The following is a 24,914-nucleotide window of genomic DNA, read 5'->3' as shown; positions in this document are numbered from 1 at the left end:
AATGCAGCTTTTTCGTGCGAATATTGCACACTTTCCAACGCCTAATACTGCGTCATCCACGTTTGCCGATGATATTGTCGTTATTCACGATGGCGGCTTGGTAATAGAGGGTAAAAAAATTATCGCCACTGGCTCGTTTTCTAGCATGCGTGAGCAGTACCCCAATGCATTGTTACATGATCATAAAGACAGCTGGATTTTACCTGGGTTAATCGACAGCCACTTGCACTACCCGCAAACTGAAAGTATTGCTAGCTATGGCGAGCAATTATTAAGTTGGCTTGAAAACTATACATTTCCTACCGAAAAACAGTTTGCTAACGTGGAACATGCCCAAAAGATTGCCAAGGTGTTTTTGCAACAGTTGTTGAAAAACGGCACGACCACTGGCTTCGTTTTTTCATCGGTACACCAAGGATGTTGTAACGCCTTATTCAGTGCCGCCAGCGAAATAGACATGGCTATTGTGGCAGGTAAAGTGTGTATGGACAGAAACTGCCCTGCAGACTTACAAGATTGTCCAGAAACCGCCCAAAAAGACAGTGCTGTATTAATAGAAAAATGGCACAACACAGGCCGAAATCGCTATGCAATAACCCCAAGGTTTGCGCCGACTAGCTCAGAGGCGCAATTGGCCGCTTTAGGTGAACTGGCAACCCAATACAAAGATGTCTTTGTGCAAACCCATTTGTCTGAAAATGTAGATGAAATTGCATGGGTGAAATCTTTATTCCCGAAAGCATCTGGCTATTTAGATGTTTACGATAAGTACAATTTAGTGCGCCCACGCGCGGTGTTCGGTCATGGTATTCACCTTTCTAGCGAAGAATGGCAGCGCTTAGGTGAAGCAGACGCTACATTGGCGTTTTGCCCCACATCAAACCTATTCTTGGGGAGCGGATTGTTTGATTTGCAAACCGCACGAGCCAATAATGTGCATGTTGCATTAGCTACCGATGTAGGCGCAGGTACGAGCTTTAGTATGCTAAAAACCTACGGCGATGCCTATAAGGTTAGCCAATTGCGCCACGCGCCTATCGATCCTATTGAAGGGTTTTACTTGATGACCCAAGGGGCTGCGGTAGCACACAAACTCGATGACGAAATTGGAAACCTAAACCCTGATACGGTTGCCGACTTCATTATTGTAACGCCCCGTTACGATGAACTTATGGAATTACGAATTAAGCCCAATGCAGAATTTGACGATGTCTTTTTTGCACTCAGTATTTTGGGTGATGATCGCGCTATTGCAGAAACCTGGATAAGCGGTCAATGTTGTTATAATAAGAAGGAAACACACTATGCCATGGCTTGATTGGATAAGCTTATTTGTACGCTGGTTTCACGTAATTGCCGGTGTGGCGTGGATTGGTGCGTCGTTCTATTTTGTCTGGTTAGACAATAATTTGCGCACCCCACCTAAGTGGAAAGAAGATAAAGGCATAAAAGGCGACTTATGGGCGATACATGGCGGCGGCTTTTATGAAGTAGCCAAATATGCTTATGGCCCAGAAAAAATGCCTGAAACCCTACACTGGTTTAAATGGGAAGCTTATACCACTTGGCTATCAGGCTTTGCGCTACTCATTATTGTGTATTACTTTGGCGCTTCGGCATACTTGATTGACCCTCAAGTTAATAATATGTCGCCTACTACTGCTATTTCGTTAGGTTTAGGGCTTATTTTTGGCGGCATAGCCATTTACGAATTTGCCTGTAGAAGCCCGCTAGCTAAATATCCTATTGTTTTTGCGTTATGTTTGGTTACGCTTATTTGTGTAGTCACTTACCTTTCAACACAATGGTTTAGTGGTCGCGGCGCTTACATTCATGTTGGGGCATTAATCGGCACCATTATGGTGGGTAATGTGTTTTTCAACATTATGCCCAACCAACGTAAAATGGTTGCTGCAGTACAAGCGAAAGAAAGTATCGACCCTCAATGGGGCGCGGGCGCTAAATTGCGTTCCATGCACAATAACTACTTCACCTTGCCGTTATTGTTCATCATGATTTCAAACCATTACCCTATGACTTATCAACACGAGCAAAATTGGTTAGTGCTTATTGCGCTAATGGCGGCTGCCGCATGGATTCGTCACTTCTTCAACCTACGTCATGTTGGCAAAACTAAACCATCGATATTAGTCACAGGTGCTGTTGCTATGCTTGCCATTGCGTTATGGGTTTCGTGGCCGAAAACGCCAGCGAATGTTGAGGTAGCGGGTACTGAAAATGAAAGTGTAGCCGTGGTAACTGATGAACGCGTGGCCGAGCTTGTGAATACCCATTGTGTAGGCTGTCATTCACGCACCCCTACCGATGAAATTTTTAAAGTTGCGCCATTAGGTGTGGTGTTAGATAGCTGGGAAGATATCACGCGGTATGCGCCTCAGTTAGTAAGACGCACTACCGTGACCAAAGACATGCCGTTTTTAAATAAAACCGGCATGACAGAGGAAGAGCGAGCCGAAATAGCGACGTGGTTTGCTACTACGCATGCCAAAAGAGAAAACTAACACCTGATGGGGCAATGTAGCATTGCCCTTCATGTTATCGCATACCTTCACTGCTTCTAAGTTAAGAGGTTTAGCGTAATTGGATTAGTTTAGAATAAAAAAATGTTTCAACCTATCTCTAAACGTCAGCATGCCTTTTGTGCTGGCGTTTTTGTTTATACATGGCTTCATCAGCGGCATCTACCCAGTTTTGTGCCGTCACAATATTCGCATCCCACGTATGCCACCCCAAGCTAAAAGACAGAGAGGTTCCGGTGGTAGTGATACCATCACTTCCACTATTCACGCGACTGTCTTGGTTAGCGTCGGAATCTGCTAATTCACTGTCAAACTCACGGCCAAATTCAATATCGAATGAGGTTTCTGCTAAGCGTTCAAAAAACACCTCGGCATCGGCGTCATCTGAACCAAATAAAAGCACAACAAATTCATCGCCGCCTAAGCGAGCAAAACGGTCGGTTTCTCGCAGGGTATTTTTCATAATGTCTGAAAAACCCACCAATGCTCTATCTCCGGCTTTATGGCCAAAGGTGTCATTGATACTTTTGAAGTCGTTTAGGTCGATAAATACAAGCGTTGACGGTTTCTGACCGCGGTTCATTCGTTGTATTTCTCTATCTAGTTGGATGAACATTTCTCGTCTATTTGAAATGCCAGTGAGTGGATCTGTTTTAGAGAGGTACTCAAGTTTAGATATTGCTTCTAACAATGCTTGCTGTTGCTCTTTTTCATGAGAAACATCGTCAGCGGTGCCTACCACCAGTACCTGTTGTTCGTTCTCGTCAAATAGTGGCATGCCCCTATCGTGAATGTACCTTATTTCTCCGCTACTATTTTTTATGCGATATTGTAAGTCCCAACTTTCTAGCGGCTTCGCTTTGTATACCTTATCTACAAGCAAACGATCGTCTTTATGCACATAGGATAAAAACGCATCGGGCTTAGCATGCAATTCATATTCATCACGCCCGTAAATGTTGCGATAACCTTCGTTAATGTAATGAAGGCGGGTGAGTTCTGGGTTCGCAACCCAAACAAAAGAATGCGCAGAAAAAGCAGCGACTATCTTGCTGAAAAGCGCCTCTGCTTTATATAGCTCTGATTCAATGCGTTTCTTATCATCGATATCTTCGACGACCGAGATAAAATAATCAGGCTCTCCGCTTTCATCACGAACCAAAGAAACCGTTAATTTTGCCCAAACGTGATGACCTTTAGCATGAATGTATTTTTTTTCTATGCTGTAAGTGTCTATTTCGCCGCGAAGCACTTGGTGAAGAAGGTATAAATCCTCTTGAACGTGTGAAGCTTCTGTAATGCTTTGAAACGACATTTTAACAAGTGTCGCGCTATCATATCCTAAAAAACCACTTAGCTTACTGTTCACACGGATAAGGTCACCATGCGGGCTAACATGCGCTAATCCTACGCCACATTGTTCAAATGTTTTTTCGAAAATATCCTTTTCTCTCATTAGCCCCGCATTATCCATTCACTACCCACTACGCTAGAAATTAAATGTAAAATTTAAGTGTAGCAACATTTTCAAATTGCGTTTAATTATGATGCATTGTTAACGAAACAAAGCATACCCGCTGTATCGCCCTCTGGACCTTCATGTCAAAAAGCAAAAATGTCAAAGGCTAACGCCGAAGATTTTTAAATCACGTAAGCGTGAACTTTTATTAACCATTTTTTAAAATCGGCAGGTTTAGACATAACATTAAAGCTTTCTTGAAAAGAAAGCCGAGTTGGCAAACTGGATATAAACAATAAACGTGATACCTGAAGAATGGAAAAATATGCTGCACACAGTGTTCGCATAGCAAACTAGGTATGTAATTTTACAACCATGATGCAAACCATATCTTTTTAAATTTTATCAATTAAGTCAGTATAAATTCGTATGCATGAGCCATTAAATTTTTCGTGGATGCTATAGTGTTGGAAGCAACAAACCTATACTGATTTAAAAATAGTAATTATCGATAAGAATGTGCAGGAAAAAGGAATTTTTATGGCCGGTTGGCTTAACGCTTTGACGATCTTATTCTTTATGTGTGTGACTCAAAGTGGCTTTGCATCCGAGAGCGCTTCAAATCCATTTTTAGACGCTCCCGATCGTGAAAGTACACGCAGCATTATTAAGGATATTAGGCAATACAAGCTTGATTACCTGCTCTATAAAGAGAAACTAAAAAGTGCCTTTAAAATAAGCAAAGAGCAAGGTTGGGAGGATCTTCATCTAGAAGCTGCAGCCCTGTATTCTGAACTCCTCTTTAGACAAGAAAAGTACGACGAATTAACGGTTCATTTATCACACTATTTAAATCATAAAGAACTGTTAAAACGAAATGATATTTATCTACTTTTTTTAGAGACAAAACTGAAGTCTTTAACCAGATTAGACGATCTCAAACCTGCAAAAGAACTTTCTAAAAAATTAGAAGCGCAAATCTCGCAACACTCAGTGAATGAAAAAATCATTATTTTTCGCGCTTTAGCTTACTACTATACTGACACGGATGCGTTAAGAAAAACGCTAAACGCGGCCCTTGAAGGGCTTGAATTAGCGATGAAAAGCAGTGACATAGCATCACAGGGCTATTTTTACCGAAAGATAGCTGATGCTTACAACTACCTTAACGATAAAGAAAAAGCGATACATTATGCGAAGAAAGCGGTAAGCACATTCGAAAGCACGAATGATGGCCTTTTTACTTCTAAAGCATATTGGAGTTTAGGGAATATACTTCTTGAAAGCGACGATACCTCAAATGCCCTAGTTTATTTAAATAAGGCTTTAGCCTATTTCAAAAAAGTAAATATGAAAAAGGGGCTGACTTTTGCGCAGTATTCAATTGCAAACATTCAATATCTTCAAGGAAATTACGACGCAGCCTTAGTCATAGCACAGGAAAATATAAAACTGGCTCAGTCAGCGGGCATTAATGATATGCAACTTGCTTCGATGATTTTGTTAAGCAACATATATATTAAACAAGATGCATTAGAGCAAGCTAATCAAATAAATGATGACGTTTTTCTCATCATAGATAAATTTAGCCGTAGTATTTATAAAGCGGAGTTTTTTGGTGAAAGATACGAATTAAAGCGAAAGCTAAATCTTACGGATGAAGCATTTGATGCCATAGAAAAAAAGCTTTTCTATACTAAAAAACACTTCGATGCCACCAGCGAAAGCAACATTAAAGCCTTACAAGTAAAGTTTGAAGTAAAAGAAAAAGAAGACACAATTCGTAAGTTAGAATACCAAAAAGATATTAGTAATCTTCAAGCTAAAGAGGAATATCAGCAAAAAATCATATGGCGCTTAAGTGCTACTATTGCTTTTATTTTAGTTCTGGTCGCTTTGCTTTTAGTTTACAGACAATCACGCCAACGTAAAAAATATCATCGTATGGCATCAACAGATCACCTAGCAAACTGTCTTAATCGTCGGGGAATACTCGCTACTGCCAACACCAAACTAGCGCAACAAAACATAACAGTCGCTATTGTTGATTTAGATTACTTTAAAAAAATTAACGACGAGTATGGACATGATGTGGGTGATTTAGTGTTGATTGCTTTTGCAAATGCTGCAAAAGAGACACTGTCTAAACATGATGATTTTGGCCGTTACGGCGGCGAGGAATGGTTATTCATTTTAAATTCATCGGACGAAATTGTAGTTCACCAGATGTTTGAGCAGCTAGCTGCAACGTATCAAAAATACTGCAACAACATTGATGCTCTTGAGGAAGATTTAAGCATGACGTTTAGCGTTGGGGTATCGCTTGGGAATAAATCTAACAAATCATTAGATACATTAATTAAGCATGCCGATAATGCGCTATATCAGGCAAAAGAAAACGGTAGAAATCAGGTGATAATAAATTGAATATAAGAAGTGGTGCGACTACCCTGATTCGAACAGGGGACCTCTACCATGTCAAGGTAGCGCTCTAACCAACTGAGCTATAGTCGCAAATATGCTTCGGCAGAACTGCCTGAAGGACGGCGCGTATCATAGCGATGCACAGTGCGTCCTGCAAGCTTATTTTGTGTTTAAGGTGTGTGTTTGATTGATTTGCCACCATTTATTGAAAAAGTGAGCAATTTCACACCGAATTAAACGTTCTCGCGCTGCAAAAATGGCAACGGCTTGATTTTATCAACAATACTTCCATCACTCGCTATTTTCATAAAGTACTCCCCCAACCTATCGGTTTCTTGCAATACCGTTTGCCAATACTTTATGCGAGTGGCAGCATCGAGTTGCTCGAAGTCTTTTCGATCTGGAATTTTACCGTATGGCAGGCTTGCAACGAACTCGGCAGATGGCACTAGCATAACCACATTGTCGTAACTATTTTTATGTGCCACGCGGCGTTTTAAGCCCTTGTCGAACCAACCTGGAATGGGCTTAGGGTAAAAGTGTGGATATAACACTAAACCTTTGTCAGGGCCAAATTCTAGGTCAAAATGATAATCAACAATACCGCCATCGCGATACATAGCTTGCGGGGCCCCCGCTATATCTCGTATTCCTTCTAGCACAACGGGAATAGCACCGGAGGCAAGCAGTGCGTTATGGATATTTTCGTTATTTAACTCGTATTGTTCAGTGGGAAGTTGATAAGGGTCTTTAACTGAAAACTCGGTATTAGGCGACGAAAAAATACAGCGTGTGTAGTATCTACCCAAGTTCTTTCGCGTGACCGCGTTAGCAGCAGCACTCATCGCAAGGCCCGATAACTGAGAAAACTTATGCTCGCGCCGGGTAGCCCCCAAGCACTTAGCCACAAAGATGTGTGCTTTGAATCGCTCGTTGGCCAACACCTCTTTTTTTCCTTCGCTATTCACCATTTCTTTTACTAGCGCTTCGGCCTTGCGGGTTATTTCAGCAGGAGTAGGCTTATCGCTGTAAGTAGTAGTTGAATAAGAAGTAGCTAGCCGATTTATGGCTGCAAGCGGGTCATTTTGTACTGCACAGATAGCCCTGAATGCACCCGCAGAAGACCCTATAACATGTATTTGATGTTCTACATTACTAAACCATTCAGGAAACAGTACTCTGTCTAAACCTGCAAGTGAAAACCATTTTGGACCGCCTGAAGCGCCGAGAAAATAACTAAATACTTCAGGGTGAAAGCCTTGTTGCTTAATGGTATTCATTGCCCCATTGCCGGCATAAATTTCTAGCGGTGCCACGTGTTGTCTCTATTTATCATGTATGCGCCTAATTTATCAGTAAAAGCCGTAAAATCAATGGGCCGTCCATCACCTTTATGAAACCACTACTATAAGTGGGCGCTTATGTAGGAAGTTTCCACCAGCGTAAACAAATCATCACACATCAATTTTTTATAAGGGCCCAATTCTAGCCACGCAATTGATTTACTTTTTATTAATATTTACGCTACATAAATAAAAGCGTTTAGCATCAGCAGTATTTGAAAGGTGGGTATGATGAGTCAATTAACTTATTTGTCGGGTTTTAATAATGAGCATGAAACTGAAGCCTTGCCTGATGCACTACCCAAAGGGCAATTTAGCCCGCAAAAAGTTAATTATAAACTTTACGCTGAGCAGTTCAGCACCAGTGCGTTTACAGCGCCTCGGGCTAAAAATAGACGCAGTTGGACTTATCGAATTCGGCCTTCTGTCGCTATGGGTGATTTTTCACCTTATAAGAACACACAAATTCAAACTGGCCCTGAAACACAGTCGCCGTGCCCGCCAAATGTGATGCGGTGGGATCCTATCCCCCTTCCTGATGAGCGAAGCAGCATAGACTTTATTGAAGGTTTAGTGACCATAGCCACGAACGGCGACGCGAATCAGCAAACCGGCATGGGCATTCACTGCTACAGTGCGAATGCGGCTATGGGGAATAAGGTATTTTACTCATCTGACGGTGAAATGCTGTTCGTTCCACAACATGGAAACATGGAAGTAAAAACTGAGTTTGGCAAATTACACCTATCTGCAGGTGAAATTATGGTGATCCCCCGTGGGGTGCGCTTTAGCGTTACTCCTATTGATGGCGCAATTCGTGGGTATATTTGTGAAAACTATGGGCAGTCATACGTTTTACCTGAGCGAGGCCCCGTAGGCGCAAACGGGTTTGCCAATCAAAGAGACTTTTTGTACCCCACTGCATGGTTTGAGGATATAGACACGCCCCATGTCATTATTAACAAATTCTGTGGCCATTTATACCAAGCCCCGCTTCCACATTCGCCTTTTGATGTCGTTGCGTGGGTAGGTAATTCAGCGCCATACAAATATGATCTTAAGAATTTTAACGTGATTAATACCGTCAGTTTTGACCACCCCGACCCTTCCATATTAACGGTGCTAACCTCGCCTTCTGAACTTGAAGGCACTGCCAATGTTGATTTTGTCATTTTCCCCCCGCGCTGGATGGTGGCTGAGAACACCTTTCGCCCCCCTTATTTTCATAGGAATGTGATGAGTGAATTTATGGGTTTAATTGAAGGGAGTTACGATGCTAAAGAAAAAGGCTTTGCGCCTGGTGGTATGAGTTTACATAATTGCTTTACCCCTCATGGCCCCGAAGCTTCTGTATTTGAAGCCGCCTCGAATACAGAATTAGCCCCACAGAAATACGAAAACACACTGGCGTTTATGTTTGAATCTCGCTTTCCTATCGCCCCAACTGAGTTTGCACTTAGTACTCCGCTTCGCCAAACAGACTATATTGATTGTTGGAAAGGATTAACGAAGCATTTCGACGGTAAGATATAAGTACTATATAAGAACCATATAAGAACCAGAATAGTAGGGAAATTCTTTGAATGTATGCATATGTGAACATTTCCTAGCTGCCCAGAAATAAAAATAAACCATCTTAATTCAATTAATTACGCTATTAAAAACGAACTGGAATTGCGTTTCCACACAGCTGAAAACTAAACGTTACACTTAATATGCTGCAACGGCTCATGTCATGTTTTAACACTCTATTGCTCTTATATTTACCTCACCATTACAATCGACTCTACTAATTACAATCGCCTTTGCATGGGTTCAATATCAAAAACTAATTAACTAACGCAAAGGCAGTGACTTCAGTAAGCGAGAAAGACAATGGCAGATGTATTTGAAAACCCAATTGGGTTAGATGGTTTTGAATTTTTAGAATTTACCGCGCCTAAAAAGGGTTTATTGGAGCCTATGTTTGAAGCGATGGGGTTCACCCTTGTGGCCAAGCATAAATCAAAAGATGTGGAGCTGTGGCGCCAAGGCGATATCAATCTTTTAAGTAACTATGAAAAAAACTGCCACGCTTCTTACTATGCTGAAGAACACGGCCCTTCAGCGTGTGGCATGGCCTTTCGCGTTAAAGACTCTCAGCACGCCTATTCTGAAGTGCTAAAGCGCGGCGCACAACCTATGGACACCCACACAGGCCCTATGGAATTAAAACTGCCTGCTATCAGAGGTATCGGCGGTGCCATGCTTTATTTAATCGATCGCTATCAAGGCGAAAACACTATTTATGATATCGATTTTACATGGATTGAAGGGGTAGACAGACACCCTGAAGGTTGCGGCTTCCACACGCTGGACCACCTTACTCACAATGTGTATCGCGGCCGAATGAATCATTGGGCGAAATTCTACGAATCGTTGTTTAACTTTCGCGAAATTCGCTATTTTGATATTAAGGGTGAGTACACGGGTTTACTATCTAAAGCCATGACCGCGCCTGATGGCAAAATTCGAATTCCACTCAATGAAGAAGCCGTAGGCGGTGGCGGTCAAATCGAAGAATTTTTAATGCAATACAATGGTGAAGGTATACAGCATATTGCCTTTGCTTGCGACGACCTTATAAGCTGCTTAGATAAACTTAAAGCGAAGGGCATGAAGTTTATGACCCCACCTCCTGATACTTATTACGACATGTTAGAAGAGCGCTTACCCGGCCACGGTGAGCCCGTTGGAGAATTTAAACAACGAGGTATTTTGTTAGACGGAACCACGGAAGGCGAGTCTCCTCGTTTGCTACTGCAAATTTTCTCAGAAACCGTTTTTGGCCCAGTGTTTTTCGAGTTTATTCAGCGCAAAGAAGACGATGGGTTTGGAGAAGGCAACTTTAAAGCGTTATTTGAATCGATTGAAAGGGATCAGGTAAATCGCGGCGTATTAAATAAATAGTCGCCCTAATCAATGCTTGCTCTAAAATTTTACACATAGTGGTGTTAGTGGTGTCAGCCCCCTTAGCTTGAAGCTGACATCACCCTGTGTATTCCTTACCTTTCCTAATTTCTCCCACACCTTTCCTAATCTTTCCCCTCCCTTCCTCAGCGTGTACTTGCCGTGTTCTGGTAGTGCCTTTTTAGTCTTCGCCTTGTTGATAAAGTACACAACACGCCCCTGAAGGGTCTGTTATAATACAAAAGCGAGATTTACCATGGTGGCGAATGTCTCCTATTTGCTGCCCACCTGCGCTTTTAGAAGCGGCTAATGCTGAGTCTAATTCGGCTACCGTGAAATACGGCACCCAACCGCCAGGAATATCACTATTGCAGCCTCGCTTGTGACATATGCCGCCCGCAGGGCTACCATCTTCTTTCATCATCACATAATCATTGTAGCCGCCCATATCGAAGGCTTCTTTTTTCCAGCTCATCACATTCACATAAAAATCAGCTAAGGCATCAGCGTCTTCGGTGGTGATATCCATCCATAAACTATCGCTCATATCATTCCCCTTTTGAGGTTTGGCATTTTTAGATCATCAACCCAGTATCTAAAACCAGTATGTACAAATTGTACACTTTGATAATTGCACAGCCATTGATAAAAAACCACGTGGCGATCCGGTTTATTACGTTGGATAAAAGACAGCAGTGTCAAGACAAGAAATTGCAAAATAAGCAGAACAATTTTTAAATATGTATAGACAGAGGCTGTGGAAAATGCTTGTGAATAGGTAAATGTTATCCACTGACTATTGTTTGTACAGTTTATTTTATTGTTTAATTTCAATGCTTTAAACAAAAGCCCCAAACTACTCAACAAACTTATCCACAGATTAAGTGGATAACACGTAGCACTTAACCACAGATAGTGTTTTAATGTGGATACTTTGATTGAAACCTTTTTTTTCGGTTATTCATGCCAAAACAAACACTCTCAGTACTTCCCCAACCATTTACGATCCACAGCCTAGATGGCGACAGTGCAATTCCTGCAAATGTACTTCAAAGCCCGCTTTTTTTCTTGGGCAAAACAGAAGATGAATTGTCTATTGTTATCCCGTCGAATGTAAATGTAGATTCACTAGATTCTGATGAAGGCTGGCGAGCACTTGAACTGCTCGGCCCGCTGCATTTATCTATGGTAGGTATTATGGCGCAGATAGGCGCTGTGCTTGCCGCCGTGAAAGTCGCTATTTTTGTTGTATCGACATTCGAAACCGATTTTTTCCTTGTGAAAGATAATAAACTTGCTGATGCAACAAAGGCATTAAGAAATGCAGGCTATACGGTTCTTGAGGGCAAGTAGTGTTAATAGAAAAGCAACTGACCTCGCCTCCTGAACAGTTTAAAAAAACCATTCCAATCGCATCACCGGTGTCAGGCCAATGTGTGTTACTGCAACACGTTAATGATGATCTAATCAACGTTGGAGCATGGGGGCCAGGTTTAGCGCTTACCACCGCTTCCAGTAAAGTGGTATCCCCATTTAATGCAACAGTAATGAAAATAGATCCCCTCGACTATTCAATTGAAATTAAATCTTCTTTTGGGCTTAAGTGTCGAATCAAATATGGCTTACACACCCAAATGCTGCACGGTGCGCAATTTTTAACTCAGTTAAGACAAGGCGAACAGATTAAAGCCGGTGCTATGTTATTTAGTGTAAATTCCGCGTGGCTAAAACAACAAGGCGTGGAAAATATTTGTATAATGACCTTATTAAATACCAAAGCATTAATAGGCGTTCTACCAACGCATCAAAAATTTGTTGATGCGGGTAGCGACACGCTGTTAACCCTTTATATTTAGGCAAATTCGAACCCTTTTTGAAAATGTATAATAACGAGCTTATTATGCACTTACACTAACTTCACGCTGTAACGGAGTATCCTTTTGAGTACAACAATGTATGGCATCGCAAATTGCGACACGATCAAAAAAGCCAAAAAATGGCTTACTGAGAACAACATCGAATTTACTTTTCACGATTACAGAAAAGACGGTATCGACGCCGACTTTCTTGCCAACGCTGAAGCCAGTCTTGGTTATGAAGTGATGTTGAACAAACGTGGCACGACTTTTCGCCAACTCGATGACAGTGATAAAACAGATATCACCCGCGAAAAGGCACTCGCTTTGTTACTTGAACACCCTGCGATGGTGAAGCGCCCTATTTTAAATCATAACGGCACGTTTCACATTGGCTTTAAACCTGCGCAGTATGAGGAAATATTTTGTTAAACGATAACGTAATAGACATTGCTAAAAACTTAATGAATAGGCGTTCGGTTACCCCTGAAGATGAGGGTTGCCAAGAAGCCATGAAAGATTTTTTAGGTACCTTGGGGTTTAACAATGAAACCATGGTATTTGACGATACCACTAACCTGTGGTCACGTCGTGGTAACGAAGGCCCAGTCTTTTGCTTTGCTGGTCACACCGATGTGGTGCCTAGTGGGCCAGAAAGCGCATGGAAAACCCCGCCTTTTACGGCTACTGAAGTAGACGGCTATTTACATGGCCGTGGTGCTGCCGACATGAAAGGCAGTTTGGCCGCAATGTTAGTCGCAACCCGTAAATTTGTAGCCGATTACCCTGATCACAAAGGTAGTATTGCGTATCTTATTACCAGTGACGAAGAAGGCCCGTTTATCAATGGCACTACTCGTGTTATCGATACCCTTGAAGCACGAAATGAAAAAATCACGTGGTGTGTGGTTGGCGAACCATCTTCGACCGATGAAGTGGGCGATATTGTTAAAAATGGCCGACGTGGTTCATTAACTGGCGATCTTACTGTTAAAGGTATTCAAGGCCATGTTGCTTATCCGCACTTAGCAAAAAATCCAGTGCATTGCGCCACACCTGCTTTAACAGAATTGGCTCAGTCTCATTGGGACAATGGCAACGAGTTTTTCCCGCCCACCAGCTTTCAAATTTCAAACATTAATGGCGGCACTGGTGCAGGTAATGTAATTCCTGGCGAGCTTCATGTGTGCTTTAACTTCCGGTTTTCAACCGAAGTGACAGATCAAGAACTCATTAAGCGCGTTACGACCATTCTGGATAAGCATGAACTTGACTACGATATAAAGTGGACGTTTAACGGCCAGCCTTTTTTGACAGACTCAGGCCCACTGCTTACTGCCACTGAAAAAGCAATTGCCGATGTACGTGGCACGCCTACCATTTTATCTACCGCTGGCGGCACATCTGATGGGCGTTTTATTGCGCCTACTGGCGCACAAGTTATTGAGCTAGGGCCAGTAAATGCCACCATTCATAAAATAGATGAATGTGTAAAAATGAGTGATTTAGAGTTATTAAGTGACATGTACTACGGTATTTTGGTCAATCTACTCGCATGAAACCAGCTACCTGGTTAGGGCAAGACAATCCTCACCTTGTTGATGCAGGAAATGGACACTTCCTGCATGCCAACGTGCTACCCGCTTTTGTTAATATGCAACAAGCCGCCCGAGATGACGGTATAGATTTGTGCTTAGTAAGCAGCTTTCGTCACTTTGATAAACAGTGTGCTATTTGGAATAGAAAATGGCGTGGCGAAGCGGCGCTGTTGGATAGCGAGGGCACTGTATTAAACCCGAATAGTTTATCCGACGTAGAAAAACTACATGCAATACTGATGTGGTCAGCGTTACCTGGTGGCAGTCGACATCATTGGGGAAGTGACTTTGATGTTTATGACAAGCACGCCGTTGAACAATGGAGCGGTAAGTTTTCGTTAGTTGATAGCGAATATCGAAAAGGTGGGCCTTGTTTTTTGTTAGCTAATTGGCTTGAAGCGAATATGAGCACCTTTGGGTTCTTTCGCCCATTCAATGAAGATAAAGGCGGCGTAGCGTGTGAGCTTTGGCACCTGAGCCACCGGGCTGTTGCCACTGAGTTTGAACAAGCGCTTTCGCTGACGGAACTCACTACTGCCATCAAACACAGTAGCATTGAAGGTAAGGCCGTTGTTCTTCAGCATATTGATGAAATTTACTATCGCTACGTGTTAAATCGTGGCGAGAGTTGGGATAGTGAAAGTTGGGCTAGATAAGCTTTCACAACTAATTAGCTTTAACGGAGACAGTGATGGATACGCTTTGGGTTGTCATTATTATCGTTATTGTATTGGGCGTGGTGGTTGGCAATATTACGCTGTTAAAATACAGCGCTAAATTTAAATTTCCAACACCGCTTAAAAAGAAAGACGATAAGCAAAAGAAGAATGGATTTGAAGATGAAGAGGACGACTGGTAAAACAGTCGCCCTGCTGGAAGGCTAACCACATCAAAGCTAATCACATTAAGACCAACCAGATTCAAACTGCTAACATCTGGGTTTAAGCTGGCATTGAATCAGGTTCTTTATCCGAATTAGCCTACCTACTACATTTTAAAGTGGCGATGTTTTTACTGCAGTTCCGCTAATACTCACCATCAACATACTGCCTTTGTCACCGATAACTTGGTAATCAAGATCTATTCCCACAACTGCGTTAGCACCCATGCTGCGAGCCTCATGCTCAAGTTCTGTAAACGCTAGCTTTCTTGCTCGCGTTAATTCTTCTTCATATGAACCAGAACGGCCACCTACAATGTCACGTATAGAGGCAAATAAATCTTTTACTATGTTAGCGCCCATTACGGCTTCGCCAACCACAATGCCATAGTAGGCTTCAATTTTTTGGCCTTCCAGAGTGGGCGTAGTTGAAATTATCATGGGTTGCTCCTTGCTGAGTTGTTTTAAAAATTGGGTTTTATTTTGGTCTTATAGTAGACCATAAGTTATTCACAGAAGTGTTAGCCACCTAGCACACGATTAACCAAGCCTATTAAGAAAATGCCTTTTTCAGCACATCTACCAATGCAGCAGCTTTATCTTCAGGGTAAGCCACAACGGCTTGCGCGCCCCAAATTGGTTTTGGCCATGCGATATCACTTTTATACCGTGCAACATGATGAATGTGCAACTGACTGACCACATTACCCAGTGCCGCGACGTTTAATTTATCGGGTGAAAATTGCGATTGCAGTAAACGGCTCACCTGTGCCGACTCACTTAAAAACTGTTGCTGTTGGGCGTCTGACAACTCAATGATTTCAGTTACCCCATCTACACGAGGCACTAATATTAACCATGGAAACTGACTATCATTCATTAGTAATACCCTGCAAAGGGGTAAATCGTGAATGAAGAACGTATCAGCCTCTAGCCTTGCATCTAACTTAAACACTAAGTTTCTCCAGCTTTGTTGGGACAACCGTTAATAAAGCACGTTGCCCTATTGCCACATTAGCATTAGGAAACACTATCGCTTCTCCGTCTTGCTGTGCAGTGTAGGTAGCGCCGGTTTCGGTCGCCAATACCGTGCCTTTAGCATAATCGGTAAAATTAGGCGTGTCGTCATCGAAATGCAACGTAAAATCGTTTTGATGGCGATTGATAACTTGATTCACCCGATAAATATCTAGCGAGTCTATATCAACGTCAGGTCTGAAATCATCTTCACAAATTAATGCAGTAATTGATTGTTTTGCTGCTTCGAAACGGCTCATGTCGTTTTGACCAAATGGCTGCACTTTGCCTAATTCGACGGTAAAGGCATGCGCTTGATGCTGCACAGAAGACGAGTAACTAAAGGTTGTGGTTTCTGATTCAGATAACAAAATGGTTTGAATACCACACGCAGCTAAAAATCCAAGCTGGCTTTTGCTATGCGCTTTACCATGCAAATACGGGTAGACCGCAAACTTTTCATTTTTAGACTCACGAATAGCCGTATGTAAGTCGTAGTGATACTTCTCATCACCAGAAGCTGCCACAGAGAAGAAATCGGTTATCGCATCTTCTAGCGCTTTAGCACGTTTGCGCTCACTGTTGTTGCATCCTTCCCCTTTCGAATGGGCGCCATTAAACAACCGATTCATGTTTTCTTCTACAAACCTTTCAGCAATATCCATGGCCGGTAAGTTACCAAATAGAAAAAGTACACGATGGCTAAGCTCAAGCTTGTTAGTAAGAATATGCTGTACCAGCTCGTCACATATTTCGATGGGGGCCGTTTCATTTCCATGAACGCCGCTAGATAACACAACATGCTTATTGATAGACGTTTTCGCCGTTGGCGTGAAAGCAATAATACCGGGAGCGGCGATAGCAACGTCAGTACCATTGCCTAACGTAAATTGAATAGAAGAGGTAAATAACTCAGGTTGAGTTCTAGACAAAGAAAGAAAATTTCCTTGCTCGATAAGTTGTTGCATACATAAACCAAAAGTAGCTTGAATAACACTAGTTTAGCGACTCAGCCAAGCGAATGCACGTATTGCCCCTTCGAAACGGAGGGATTTTATTTAGGCACGTAAAGGAGAGTTACCGACAATGATTTCTTGCTGCGCTAGACTAATAAAGTCATGCAGCGGAATGGCTTTTGAAAACAAATACCCCTGCCCTATCGTTACACCCACTTCTCGAAGTATGTGCAGTTGAGCGATGGTTTCTACGCCCTCGGCAATGACATCACAGTTTTTCGCTTTACCGATAATTTTCGCAGCTTCGATAATGGCACGATTAACAGGATGTTTCGCTAATTCTATAACAAAGGTTTTATCTATTTTAAGCGCGCTTAAATCAAGATCTCGAATGTATGCAAGGTTTGAGTAACCTTTCCCAAAGTCATCTACCGAAATGGCGACCCCTAGGGCGCGAAGCTCATCAAGCTGCTTTTTCACCATCAGTGAATTAGACAAGGCTACATCTTCAGTCAGCTCTAACTCTATACGAGTAAGCGGCATGGCGTAGGTCTTACTAAGCATCTTCAGCGAGGGTATAAGATGATTATCATACAACTGAGTAGGCGATATGTTGACAGACAAGGTCAGCGACAAACGGTGAAAATCAAAATCAACTAAACTTCTAAACGCTTGCTCTAACGTCCAATAGCCCAGTTCATTCATCATGTTATAGGATTCTGCCGCTTCAATAAGCGGGCCTGGAAACAGTACGCCATCTAACGGATGATTCCAGCGAAGTAAGCACTCAGCCCCAATAACTTCAAGGGTTTGAAGGTTAACTTTAGGTTGATAATAAAGCTCTAATTCATTTTGCGATAAGGCACGTTTTAAATCAGCTTTTAATGCAAGACTACGACCCGTATCGGTTTTATCTTGCATATTATACAGGCAAAAGTTTTCGTATTTATTTTCTTTCGCTTGCTTTAGTGCCGCTTCTCCACGAGACACAAATGCCGTAATTTCAAAGGCCTGACCCTCTGATGTCACTACACCTACATTAAAATCGGCGATGAATGCATGGCCATCGTGATGCATGGGTGCTTTAAAGTGCTCAACAAGCCGTTCGAACATATCGCGCATCTGGCTAGCACTGCGCATGCCGGGAAACGCGAGTCCAAAAACGTCGCCACTAATTCTGCCAAGGCAAATGTCACCGCCAAACAGAGATTGAATGCGGTTAGCAATTTCTAGCAGAAACCTGTCACCAATATTAATACCTAAACTGGTGGTTACGTCTGAGAAACGGACTACATCCACTAGCATTAGTGATAATGATGGATGCAATACACCACACTTCGATACGGTATCGATAAACGCAAATCGATTGGGAAGTGTAGCCAGCGAATTATGATGTTGGCTCATGACGGTTTCCTTGCACTAAACGGCGGCTAGGTGCTTAAAATAAGCAAACGGTAGTTCAACACGACTTAACACTAAGCGCAACGTGTTATAAGTATATGAATCGATACCTAATTATAGGTTGTAGACTTTTTTATATTAAATCGGCTACTTATTGATTTTTTAATTTATTTTTAGTTTAAGTGGATAAATATATCACAACAAAAAGCCCGGAAAGCATAGCATTTCCGGGCTTTTTTTAGAGTCTCTTGAGACTAGTTTTCGATCTTACACGGTGAAAGTTTCCAAATACGTTCTACATAATCTTTAATTGAACGGTCTGAGGTAAACTTACCCATCTTCGCGGTATTGATAATGGCCATTTTAGCCCAGCGCGCTTTATCGCGGTACGCCTCATCGATAGCAATTTGCGCATCGCAATAACTACGGAAGTCTGCTAGTACCATGTATTGGTCGCCATGATCTAACAAGCTTTGCTTAATCGACACTAGCGCACCTGGTTTACCCGGCGTGAAGTAATCGGTTTCAAGCCAATCAAGAACCGCTTTAATTTCAGGGTCGCGGTAGTAGTAGTCGTAAGGCTTGTAGCCTTTATCCTTCAGTTCATGAACTTCTTCAACGGTTAGGCCAAAGATAAAGATGTTGTCATCGCCTACTTCCTCGGCAATTTCAACGTTAGCACCATCAAGTGTACCTACGGTAATAGCGCCGTTAAGTGCCAACTTCATGTTACCCGTGCCTGATGCCTCTTTTCCTGCAGTACTGATTTGCTCAGACACGTCTGATGCTGGGATCATTTTCTCTGCAAGAGATACCCGGTAGTTCGGCAAGAACACCACTTTAATTTTATTGTTTACACGTGGGTCGTTATTGATTTTATCAGCCACTTTATTGATGGCGTAAATAATATCTTTTGCCAACTTGTAACCCGGTGCTGCTTTCGCGCCGAAGATGAATACGCGAGGCACCATATCGTAATCAGGGTTTTCTAACAGTCGACGATACAAGGCCATAATATGAAGCAAGTTCAAATGTTGACGCTTGTATTCGTGAAGGCGTTTAATTTGTACATCGAAAATAGCGTTAACGTCTACTTCAATGTCTAACGACTCTCGAATTTCATCAGCCAGCAACTGCTTGTTGTTAAGCTTCACTTGCATGAATTGCTTTTGGAACGTTTTGTTATCGGCGTACTTTTCTAGTGCTTCAAGTTTGTATAAGTCTTTTGGCCAATCTGAGCCAATTTTCTTATCAATCAATTTAGAAAGTTCAGGGTTACACGCTTTTAACCAACGACGTGGCGTAATACCATTCGTTACGTTAGTTAATTTGCCTGGCCATAATGCATCGAACTCTGGGAACAAGTCAGACTTCACGAGTCGAGAGTGCATTTCAGCTACGCCATTTACCGCGAATGAACCAATAACCGATAAGTGGCCCATTCGTACCATTTTCTCGTTGCCTTCTTCTATAATAGAAAGCTTGGCTTTAATGCGGTTGTCGCTTGGCCATTTCTTATCGACTTCTGCCATGAATCTATGGTTAATTTCATAGATGATTTCCAAATGGCGCGGTAAGATTTTTTCAATCATACGTGCAGGCCATTTTTCTAAGGCTTCAGGTAATAACGTATGGTTGGTATAAGCGAATACTTTCGTGCTGATACCCCATGCTTGATCCCAATCTAATTCAGCGCGGTCAACTAAGATACGCATAAGTTCAGGAATGGCGATAGCTGGGTGTGTATCATTTAATTGAATGACAACTTGATCAGCAAAGCGGCTCCAGTCATCACCATGAGCACGCTTATAACGGCGAATGATGTCTTTTAATGAACATGAGCAGAAGAAGTACTGCTGAATTAAACGCAGCTCTTTACCTGCTTCAGTTTCATCGTTTGGATAAAGTACTTTTGAAATGGTTTCTGCTTGTACGTTTTCACGCTGCGCATCTACATAACCACCAGCATTGAATACATCCCAGTTGAAGTAATCAGATGAATCTGACTGCCACAAACGCAGCACGTTTACAGTTTTACCTTCATAACCAACGACAGGAATATCCCATGGGATCCCTTTAACAATTGAGCCAGGGTGCCATTCTTTCTGAATGCGGCCGCTTTCGCCGTATTTGGTTTCTACGTAACCAAATAAAGGCACTTCTTGAATTGACTCTGGGCGGCAGATTTCCCACGGGTTACCGTAATCGCGCCAACTATCAGGGCGTTCTATCTGAGCACCACTCTTAATTTCTTGACGGAAAAGGCCATGTTCATAATGAATACCATAACCAATTGCAGGCAATTCCATTGTGGCAAGTGAGTCGATAAAGCACGCGGCTAATCGCCCTAACCCGCCATTACCTAGTGCCATATCTGGCTCTTCTTCCATGATATCGGTAATTTCAACACCAAGTTCTTTTAATGCGCCACTAGCCACATCAAACAAACCTAAGTTTTGAAGGTTGTTAGACAATAATCTACCCATTAAGAATTCTGCAGAAAAATAATGTACTGCGCGAGTATCATTGAAGTAGTGGCTTTTTTGCGTTTTGCGAAGGCCTTCTAGTACCTGAGCCTGAATGGCAGCACAGGTGGCTTTCCACCATGCGTGGTTATTAGCCTTATTTTCATCTGTACCTAGCGTACAGTGAAGGTGCTTAACAATAGCAGCTTTAAACTCTGCCTTGTCTAGCGGTGAAGAGGGTTGCGTTTTGGCGGCTTTTGCGTTCATTTTGCGTCTCACTCTGGTTGATGTGTGCTAAGGCACACTCAATGTGTAATTTAATTACAGAAAAAATCAACAATATGAGAGCAATATAGCAGTGCTTAAACGATTATGTTGTAATAGTTTTGTTAAAATAACAAAAAACCGGATGAAAACGTATGCAATCACCCGGCTTTTAACATTTATTTGACAACTACTGACTATGCCAGGTTGTTTTTTGACCTTATTTGATAATTTTACCCACTAAAGCTTCCGCTTCTTTAATCAATTCCTGTAAGTGAGTTTCACCTTTAAAGCTTTCTGCATAAATTTTGTAGATTTGTTCAGTCCCTGAAGGGCGTGCTGCAAACCAACCATTTTCTGTAGAAACCTTTACACCACCAATAGCGGCATTGTTACCTGGGGCGTGAGTTTGCACGGCGGTAATGGGCTCACCAGCTAGAGTATCACTGGTGACTACCGAAGCATCCATAGCAGATAACTTCTGCTTTTGCTCTAAGGTAGCAGCCACATCTACACGGTTATAAACCGGCGATGAAAATTGCTCAGTTAATGCCTGATAGTGTTCGCCTGGATCTTTCTTAGTCACCGCAAGAATTTCAGCAGCTAATAAACACAGGATAAAGCCGTCTTTATCGGTAGCCCACGTTTCGCCATTTCGCTGTAGGAAAATACCACCGGCACTTTCTTCACCTGCAAAACCAATTTCACCGTTAGACAAACCCTCTACAAACCATTTGAAGCCTACTGGCATTTCAGCAAGGGGTTTGTCTAAGCTATTCGCTACGCGATCAATCATGCTGCTTGAAACCAGTGTTTTACCGATTTTAAGTGATGCTGGCCACTCGGGTCTGTGGGTATATAAATACTGAATAGCCACCGCAAGATAATGATTGGGGTTCATCAAGCCAGCACTTTTGCATACGATACCGTGGCGATCGAAATCTGGATCGTTGCCCCATGCAAGGTCGAAATCATCTTTTAATTCGATTAAGCCCGCCATGGCGAAAGCACTTGAACAGTCCATGCGTAACTTGCCGTCTTTATCGCGGCGCATGAATCCAAACTGAGGGTCGACAGCAGGGTTTACAACCGTGATGTCCAATCCATATTTATCTGCAATACGAGACCAATAACCGATACCTGCACCACCAAGGGGGTCTGTACCGAGTTTTAATCCCGCTTTTGCGATGGCCTGCATATCAATAACCTGTGCTAGGTCATCAATATAAGGTTCCATGAAATCTTCTTCGCGAACTAACTTCTGGGCTCTTACGGAGCGAATATCGATGCGTTTAACATCTTTATTGCCTTCGGCAATAAGCGCGTTCGCACGATTTTGAATTTTGGTCGTAACGTCGCTATCAGCTGGGCCACCATGAGGAGGATTATATTTGAAACCTCCATCTTCAGGTGGATTGTGTGATGGGGTTATGACTACCCCGTCAGACTTCGCCGCCGTATTTTCACGGTTATAACGTATGATAGTGCGGGAAATTACCGGCGTGGGGGTATAACCTAAGCTTTCGTTGTCGCTTCGCTGGATAACCACATCAACACCGTTGGCACTGAGTACTTCGATAGCGGTGATCATGGCAGGTTCAGACAATGCATGGGTGTCTTTACCTATAAATAGCGGCCCGGTAATACCTTCTGCTTCACGATATTCAACCAGTGCTTGGCAGATTGCACTAATATGGGTATCGGTAAAAGTATAGTTCGACGCCGATCCTCTGTGCCCTGAAGTACCAAAACTTACTGCTTCAGTTGGGGCAGCGGCGTCTGGTTTGTAGCTGTAATACTGGCTAACAAGTTGTGCCACATTAATCAGTTGTTCAGGTGCAGCTGGCTTACCAGCCTGCGGATGTAAAGCCATGAAAAGTCCTTATTTTAAGTTAAGCGTTTATTTGCCCTCTGGGGCGAATCGACTTACTACCGTTTCGACGACATCGGGCTGATACCCTAATGTACGCAAAACTTGTTCCAGCATGTTTACTTTCTTCGCGGTATTGTTGTTGGTGACCACCCAAAATGGGCTATCGGGAATGGCTTTAGGATTAGTACTACTGCCATTCTCTAACAACGCCTCTTTGCTTGTAGCAAAATAGGTACGATTTTTACCAATAATCGATTTAACATTTTCAAAGGTATCACTATTTAACTTATGCGCAGCACTTAGAATAAATAAGAACTGATCGACACGTTTGGTAAAGGTCGATAACGCATCTTTAGATACCATACCCACAATATCATCTTTATTGTGATTTTCTATTTCAGTCACCGCTGGCGCCACTACGTCTTTTTTAACGGGCGCTTTGGCTGCAGTTGTCGATTTTGCAGCGGGTGATTTCGTCACTGGTGCTTTGGCAACGGTTGCTTTAGGCGCCGCTTTTGACACTGTTTTAGTGGCTGGTTTCACTTCTGCCTTTTGCGCCGAGGCGTTAGCGGTAGTGGCAGCAGCAACCGGTGCTTTCGTCGATTGTACTGACTCATCAGGTAGGGAGGCGTTGCTTGCACCCTTTATTTCACCATCTTCAGGCAATAAAAGCCTACGTAAAATTTCTGATGCGCTCTCGCCTATATGTTTTGTTTGGCTGGCGATAAAGGCATACAAATCATCATCTATTTCAATGCTTTTCATAACTACTTCCTTAACAAGATGCCCCATTATAGACAACCGATTCGCACAGCGCAGCACTATTTCTAACCTAGCCCTAAATTCGTTAAAACCAACATTAAAATGATGCTTTTAACATGTTAGATAACCATGCTCATACCTTTGTATGGGTGCCAACTGCTATTTGAGCACTTTAGTTGCTACTATCAATACATAAGGGGTTAAAAAGGTAACGTTTTATCATGCGAAAAGAGATTCAATTAGTGCATGACGCGCTAAGTCAGAAGATTATCGGCAAATCTGAACAGTTAAAACTTGCGGTAACGTGTTTGCTAGCTCATGGTCACCTTCTTATTGAAGATTTACCTGGTATGGGTAAAACCACGCTTTCCCACGCACTTTCCCACGTATTCGGCCTTCAATATTCACGTATACAATTTACGTCAGATTTGCTCCCATCAGACATGCTAGGGGTTAACGTTTATCAAAGTCACAATGGTGAATTTCAATTTAGGCACGGCCCCATTTTTAGCCAAGTTGTTCTTGCCGATGAGCTAAACCGAGCAAGCCCTAAAACCCAAAGTGCCTTGTTAGAAGCGATGGAAGAGCGACAAGTGAGTATTGATGGCACCACCCATGCTTTACCTTCTCCCTTTTTTGTTATCGGCACGCAAAACCCGGGTTATCAATCTGGCACCTATCCGCTACCTGAGTCACAACTAGACCGCTTTTTTATGCGTATTTCACTGGGCTTTCCGAACTGGGAAGCCGAAAAAGCCATGCTGAAACAATCAACTGACGTTCAACAACAGATAGTCTCGTGTTTATCGCAGAGCGATTTGATCACTATGCAAGATGCGGTTACCCATGTGCATGCTAGCGATGATGTGATTAATTATATATTGCGATTAGTGACAGAGAGTCGCGCAGAAGGGCGCTACCCTACCCCGTTGTCGCCACGGGCTAGCCGAGCCTTGTTGCAGGCCGCTTGGGCTTATATGCACGATAGAACTTTTGTGACGCCAGATGACGTGCAAGCTATATTCATTGCCGTTACTGAGCATAGGCTTAGTGCAAGTACCCCTGAACATACGGGCACGTCGCTAAGTCAGCATTTACTGGATAGTATCGATCCGCTGGCGGCGTAA

General features: G+C 42.6%; 22 protein-coding genes and 1 tRNA gene. 12 read left to right on the top strand and 11 right to left on the bottom strand.

Translation table 11 applies throughout. The features are described 5' to 3' along the window. Nucleotide 1: 1 nt before the first annotated feature. Together guaD and ALT761_RS07290 are read left to right on the top strand one after the other, a co-directional pair. Entirely contained in the window at nucleotides 2-1,318 is a 1,317-nt protein-coding gene (guaD, locus tag ALT761_RS07295; RefSeq protein WP_129737634.1) for a guanine deaminase, read from the top strand. Next, nucleotides 1,305-2,522: a urate hydroxylase PuuD gene (locus ALT761_RS07290; protein WP_129737632.1), complete on the top strand. Its 1,218-nt coding sequence runs from the start codon at nucleotides 1,305-1,307 to the stop codon at nucleotides 2,520-2,522. Before guaD ends, ALT761_RS07290 begins: the two co-directional genes overlap by 14 nt. Nucleotides 2,523-2,640: 118 nt before the next feature. On the opposite strand, the gene ALT761_RS07285 is transcribed toward ALT761_RS07290, so the two are convergent. Beyond that, on the bottom strand, nucleotides 2,641-3,996 hold the full coding sequence (locus tag ALT761_RS07285; protein WP_232043557.1) for a diguanylate cyclase: 1,356 nt from the start codon (nucleotides 3,994-3,996) through the stop codon (nucleotides 2,641-2,643). A 543-nt stretch (nucleotides 3,997-4,539) separates the two neighbouring features. Here ALT761_RS07285 and ALT761_RS07280 point away from each other — a divergent pair. Beyond that, nucleotides 4,540-6,426: a GGDEF domain-containing protein gene (locus ALT761_RS07280; protein ID WP_129737628.1), complete on the top strand. Its 1,887-nt coding sequence runs from the start codon at nucleotides 4,540-4,542 to the stop codon at nucleotides 6,424-6,426. A 10-nt stretch (nucleotides 6,427-6,436) separates the two neighbouring features. On the opposite strand, the gene ALT761_RS07275 is transcribed toward ALT761_RS07280, so the two are convergent. Together ALT761_RS07275 and ALT761_RS07270 are read right to left on the bottom strand one after the other, a co-directional pair. Next, nucleotides 6,437-6,513: transfer RNA gene (locus ALT761_RS07275), tRNA-Val, on the bottom strand. 143 nt (nucleotides 6,514-6,656) lie between these two features. After that, nucleotides 6,657-7,739 (bottom strand): patatin-like phospholipase family protein, encoded by a 1,083-nt coding sequence (locus tag ALT761_RS07270; protein WP_129737626.1) that lies wholly within the window; start codon nucleotides 7,737-7,739, stop codon nucleotides 6,657-6,659. A gap of 258 nt (nucleotides 7,740-7,997) precedes the next feature. On the opposite strand from ALT761_RS07270, the gene hmgA reads away from it, so the two are divergent. Further along, complete coding sequence (hmgA, locus tag ALT761_RS07265; protein WP_129737624.1) at nucleotides 7,998-9,299, top strand: homogentisate 1,2-dioxygenase; 1,302 nt, start codon at nucleotides 7,998-8,000, stop codon at nucleotides 9,297-9,299. A gap of 342 nt (nucleotides 9,300-9,641) precedes the next feature. Beyond that, a complete protein-coding gene (hppD, locus tag ALT761_RS07260; protein WP_129737622.1) occupies nucleotides 9,642-10,715 on the top strand; it encodes a 4-hydroxyphenylpyruvate dioxygenase in 1,074 nt (357 codons plus the stop codon). 181 nt (nucleotides 10,716-10,896) lie between these two features. Here hppD and ALT761_RS07255 read toward each other — a convergent pair whose 3' ends face one another. Next, nucleotides 10,897-11,262 carry a VOC family protein gene (locus ALT761_RS07255; protein WP_129737620.1) on the bottom strand — a complete coding sequence of 122 codons (366 nt, stop codon included), beginning with the start codon at nucleotides 11,260-11,262 and terminating at the stop codon, nucleotides 10,897-10,899. 416 nt (nucleotides 11,263-11,678) lie between these two features. On the opposite strand from ALT761_RS07255, the gene ALT761_RS07250 reads away from it, so the two are divergent. The 6 genes from ALT761_RS07250 (at nucleotide 11,679) to ALT761_RS07225 (ending at nucleotide 15,028) form a co-directional block, all read left to right on the top strand. Continuing rightward, nucleotides 11,679-12,068, top strand: coding sequence for an ACT domain-containing protein (locus ALT761_RS07250; RefSeq protein WP_129737618.1), 390 nt, complete (start codon nucleotides 11,679-11,681; stop codon nucleotides 12,066-12,068). Further along, complete coding sequence (locus ALT761_RS07245) at nucleotides 12,068-12,571, top strand: PTS sugar transporter subunit IIA (RefSeq protein ID WP_129737616.1); 504 nt, start codon at nucleotides 12,068-12,070, stop codon at nucleotides 12,569-12,571. The genes ALT761_RS07250 and ALT761_RS07245 overlap by 1 nt, the downstream gene beginning before the upstream one ends. Nucleotides 12,572-12,667: 96 nt before the next feature. After that, nucleotides 12,668-13,003 (top strand): ArsC family reductase, encoded by a 336-nt coding sequence (locus tag ALT761_RS07240; RefSeq protein ID WP_013784659.1) that lies wholly within the window; start codon nucleotides 12,668-12,670, stop codon nucleotides 13,001-13,003. Beyond that, nucleotides 12,997-14,130: a succinyl-diaminopimelate desuccinylase gene (dapE, locus tag ALT761_RS07235; protein ID WP_126873874.1), complete on the top strand. Its 1,134-nt coding sequence runs from the start codon at nucleotides 12,997-12,999 to the stop codon at nucleotides 14,128-14,130. The genes ALT761_RS07240 and dapE overlap by 7 nt, the downstream gene beginning before the upstream one ends. Beyond that, the gene (locus tag ALT761_RS07230; RefSeq protein WP_129737614.1) at nucleotides 14,127-14,825 is read left to right on the top strand and encodes a M15 family metallopeptidase; all 699 of its coding nucleotides are present in this window, start codon (nucleotides 14,127-14,129) and stop codon (nucleotides 14,823-14,825) included. The genes dapE and ALT761_RS07230 overlap by 4 nt, the downstream gene beginning before the upstream one ends. Nucleotides 14,826-14,860: 35 nt before the next feature. Beyond that, nucleotides 14,861-15,028 (top strand): DUF2897 family protein, encoded by a 168-nt coding sequence (locus ALT761_RS07225; protein ID WP_013784662.1) that lies wholly within the window; start codon nucleotides 14,861-14,863, stop codon nucleotides 15,026-15,028. A 135-nt stretch (nucleotides 15,029-15,163) separates the two neighbouring features. Here the strand turns inward: ALT761_RS07225 and ALT761_RS07220 are convergent, their stop codons facing one another. From ALT761_RS07220 to seqA, 7 genes are all read right to left on the bottom strand, one after another. Continuing rightward, a complete protein-coding gene (locus ALT761_RS07220; protein WP_013784663.1) occupies nucleotides 15,164-15,490 on the bottom strand; it encodes a heavy metal-binding domain-containing protein in 327 nt (108 codons plus the stop codon). A gap of 112 nt (nucleotides 15,491-15,602) precedes the next feature. Then, nucleotides 15,603-16,004: an HIT domain-containing protein gene (locus tag ALT761_RS07215; protein WP_126873876.1), complete on the bottom strand. Its 402-nt coding sequence runs from the start codon at nucleotides 16,002-16,004 to the stop codon at nucleotides 15,603-15,605. Further along, nucleotides 15,997-17,034: a succinylglutamate desuccinylase gene (gene astE / locus ALT761_RS07210; RefSeq protein WP_129737612.1), complete on the bottom strand. Its 1,038-nt coding sequence runs from the start codon at nucleotides 17,032-17,034 to the stop codon at nucleotides 15,997-15,999. Before astE ends, ALT761_RS07215 begins: the two co-directional genes overlap by 8 nt. A gap of 90 nt (nucleotides 17,035-17,124) precedes the next feature. Beyond that, nucleotides 17,125-18,426, bottom strand: a complete 1,302-nt coding sequence (locus tag ALT761_RS07205) for a putative bifunctional diguanylate cyclase/phosphodiesterase (protein ID WP_129737610.1) — start codon at nucleotides 18,424-18,426, stop codon at nucleotides 17,125-17,127. A gap of 251 nt (nucleotides 18,427-18,677) precedes the next feature. Continuing rightward, nucleotides 18,678-21,155: a glycogen/starch/alpha-glucan phosphorylase gene (locus ALT761_RS07200; protein WP_129737608.1), complete on the bottom strand. Its 2,478-nt coding sequence runs from the start codon at nucleotides 21,153-21,155 to the stop codon at nucleotides 18,678-18,680. 217 nt (nucleotides 21,156-21,372) lie between these two features. Beyond that, nucleotides 21,373-23,025: a phosphoglucomutase (alpha-D-glucose-1,6-bisphosphate-dependent) gene (gene pgm, locus ALT761_RS07195; RefSeq protein ID WP_129737606.1), complete on the bottom strand. Its 1,653-nt coding sequence runs from the start codon at nucleotides 23,023-23,025 to the stop codon at nucleotides 21,373-21,375. A gap of 27 nt (nucleotides 23,026-23,052) precedes the next feature. Further along, nucleotides 23,053-23,790 (bottom strand): replication initiation negative regulator SeqA, encoded by a 738-nt coding sequence (gene seqA, locus ALT761_RS07190; RefSeq protein ID WP_129737604.1) that lies wholly within the window; start codon nucleotides 23,788-23,790, stop codon nucleotides 23,053-23,055. A 218-nt stretch (nucleotides 23,791-24,008) separates the two neighbouring features. On the opposite strand from seqA, the gene ALT761_RS07185 reads away from it, so the two are divergent. Then, nucleotides 24,009-24,914 (top strand): AAA family ATPase, encoded by a 906-nt coding sequence (locus ALT761_RS07185; RefSeq protein WP_129737602.1) that lies wholly within the window; start codon nucleotides 24,009-24,011, stop codon nucleotides 24,912-24,914.

It is taken from the genome of Alteromonas sp. 76-1 (genome assembly GCF_900654235.1).
GTDB classification, from domain to species: Bacteria; Pseudomonadota; Gammaproteobacteria; order Enterobacterales; family Alteromonadaceae; genus Alteromonas; species Alteromonas naphthalenivorans.
The sequence above is the reverse complement of the archived record's forward strand: the minus strand, read 5'-3'. Positions and strand labels throughout refer to the sequence as shown.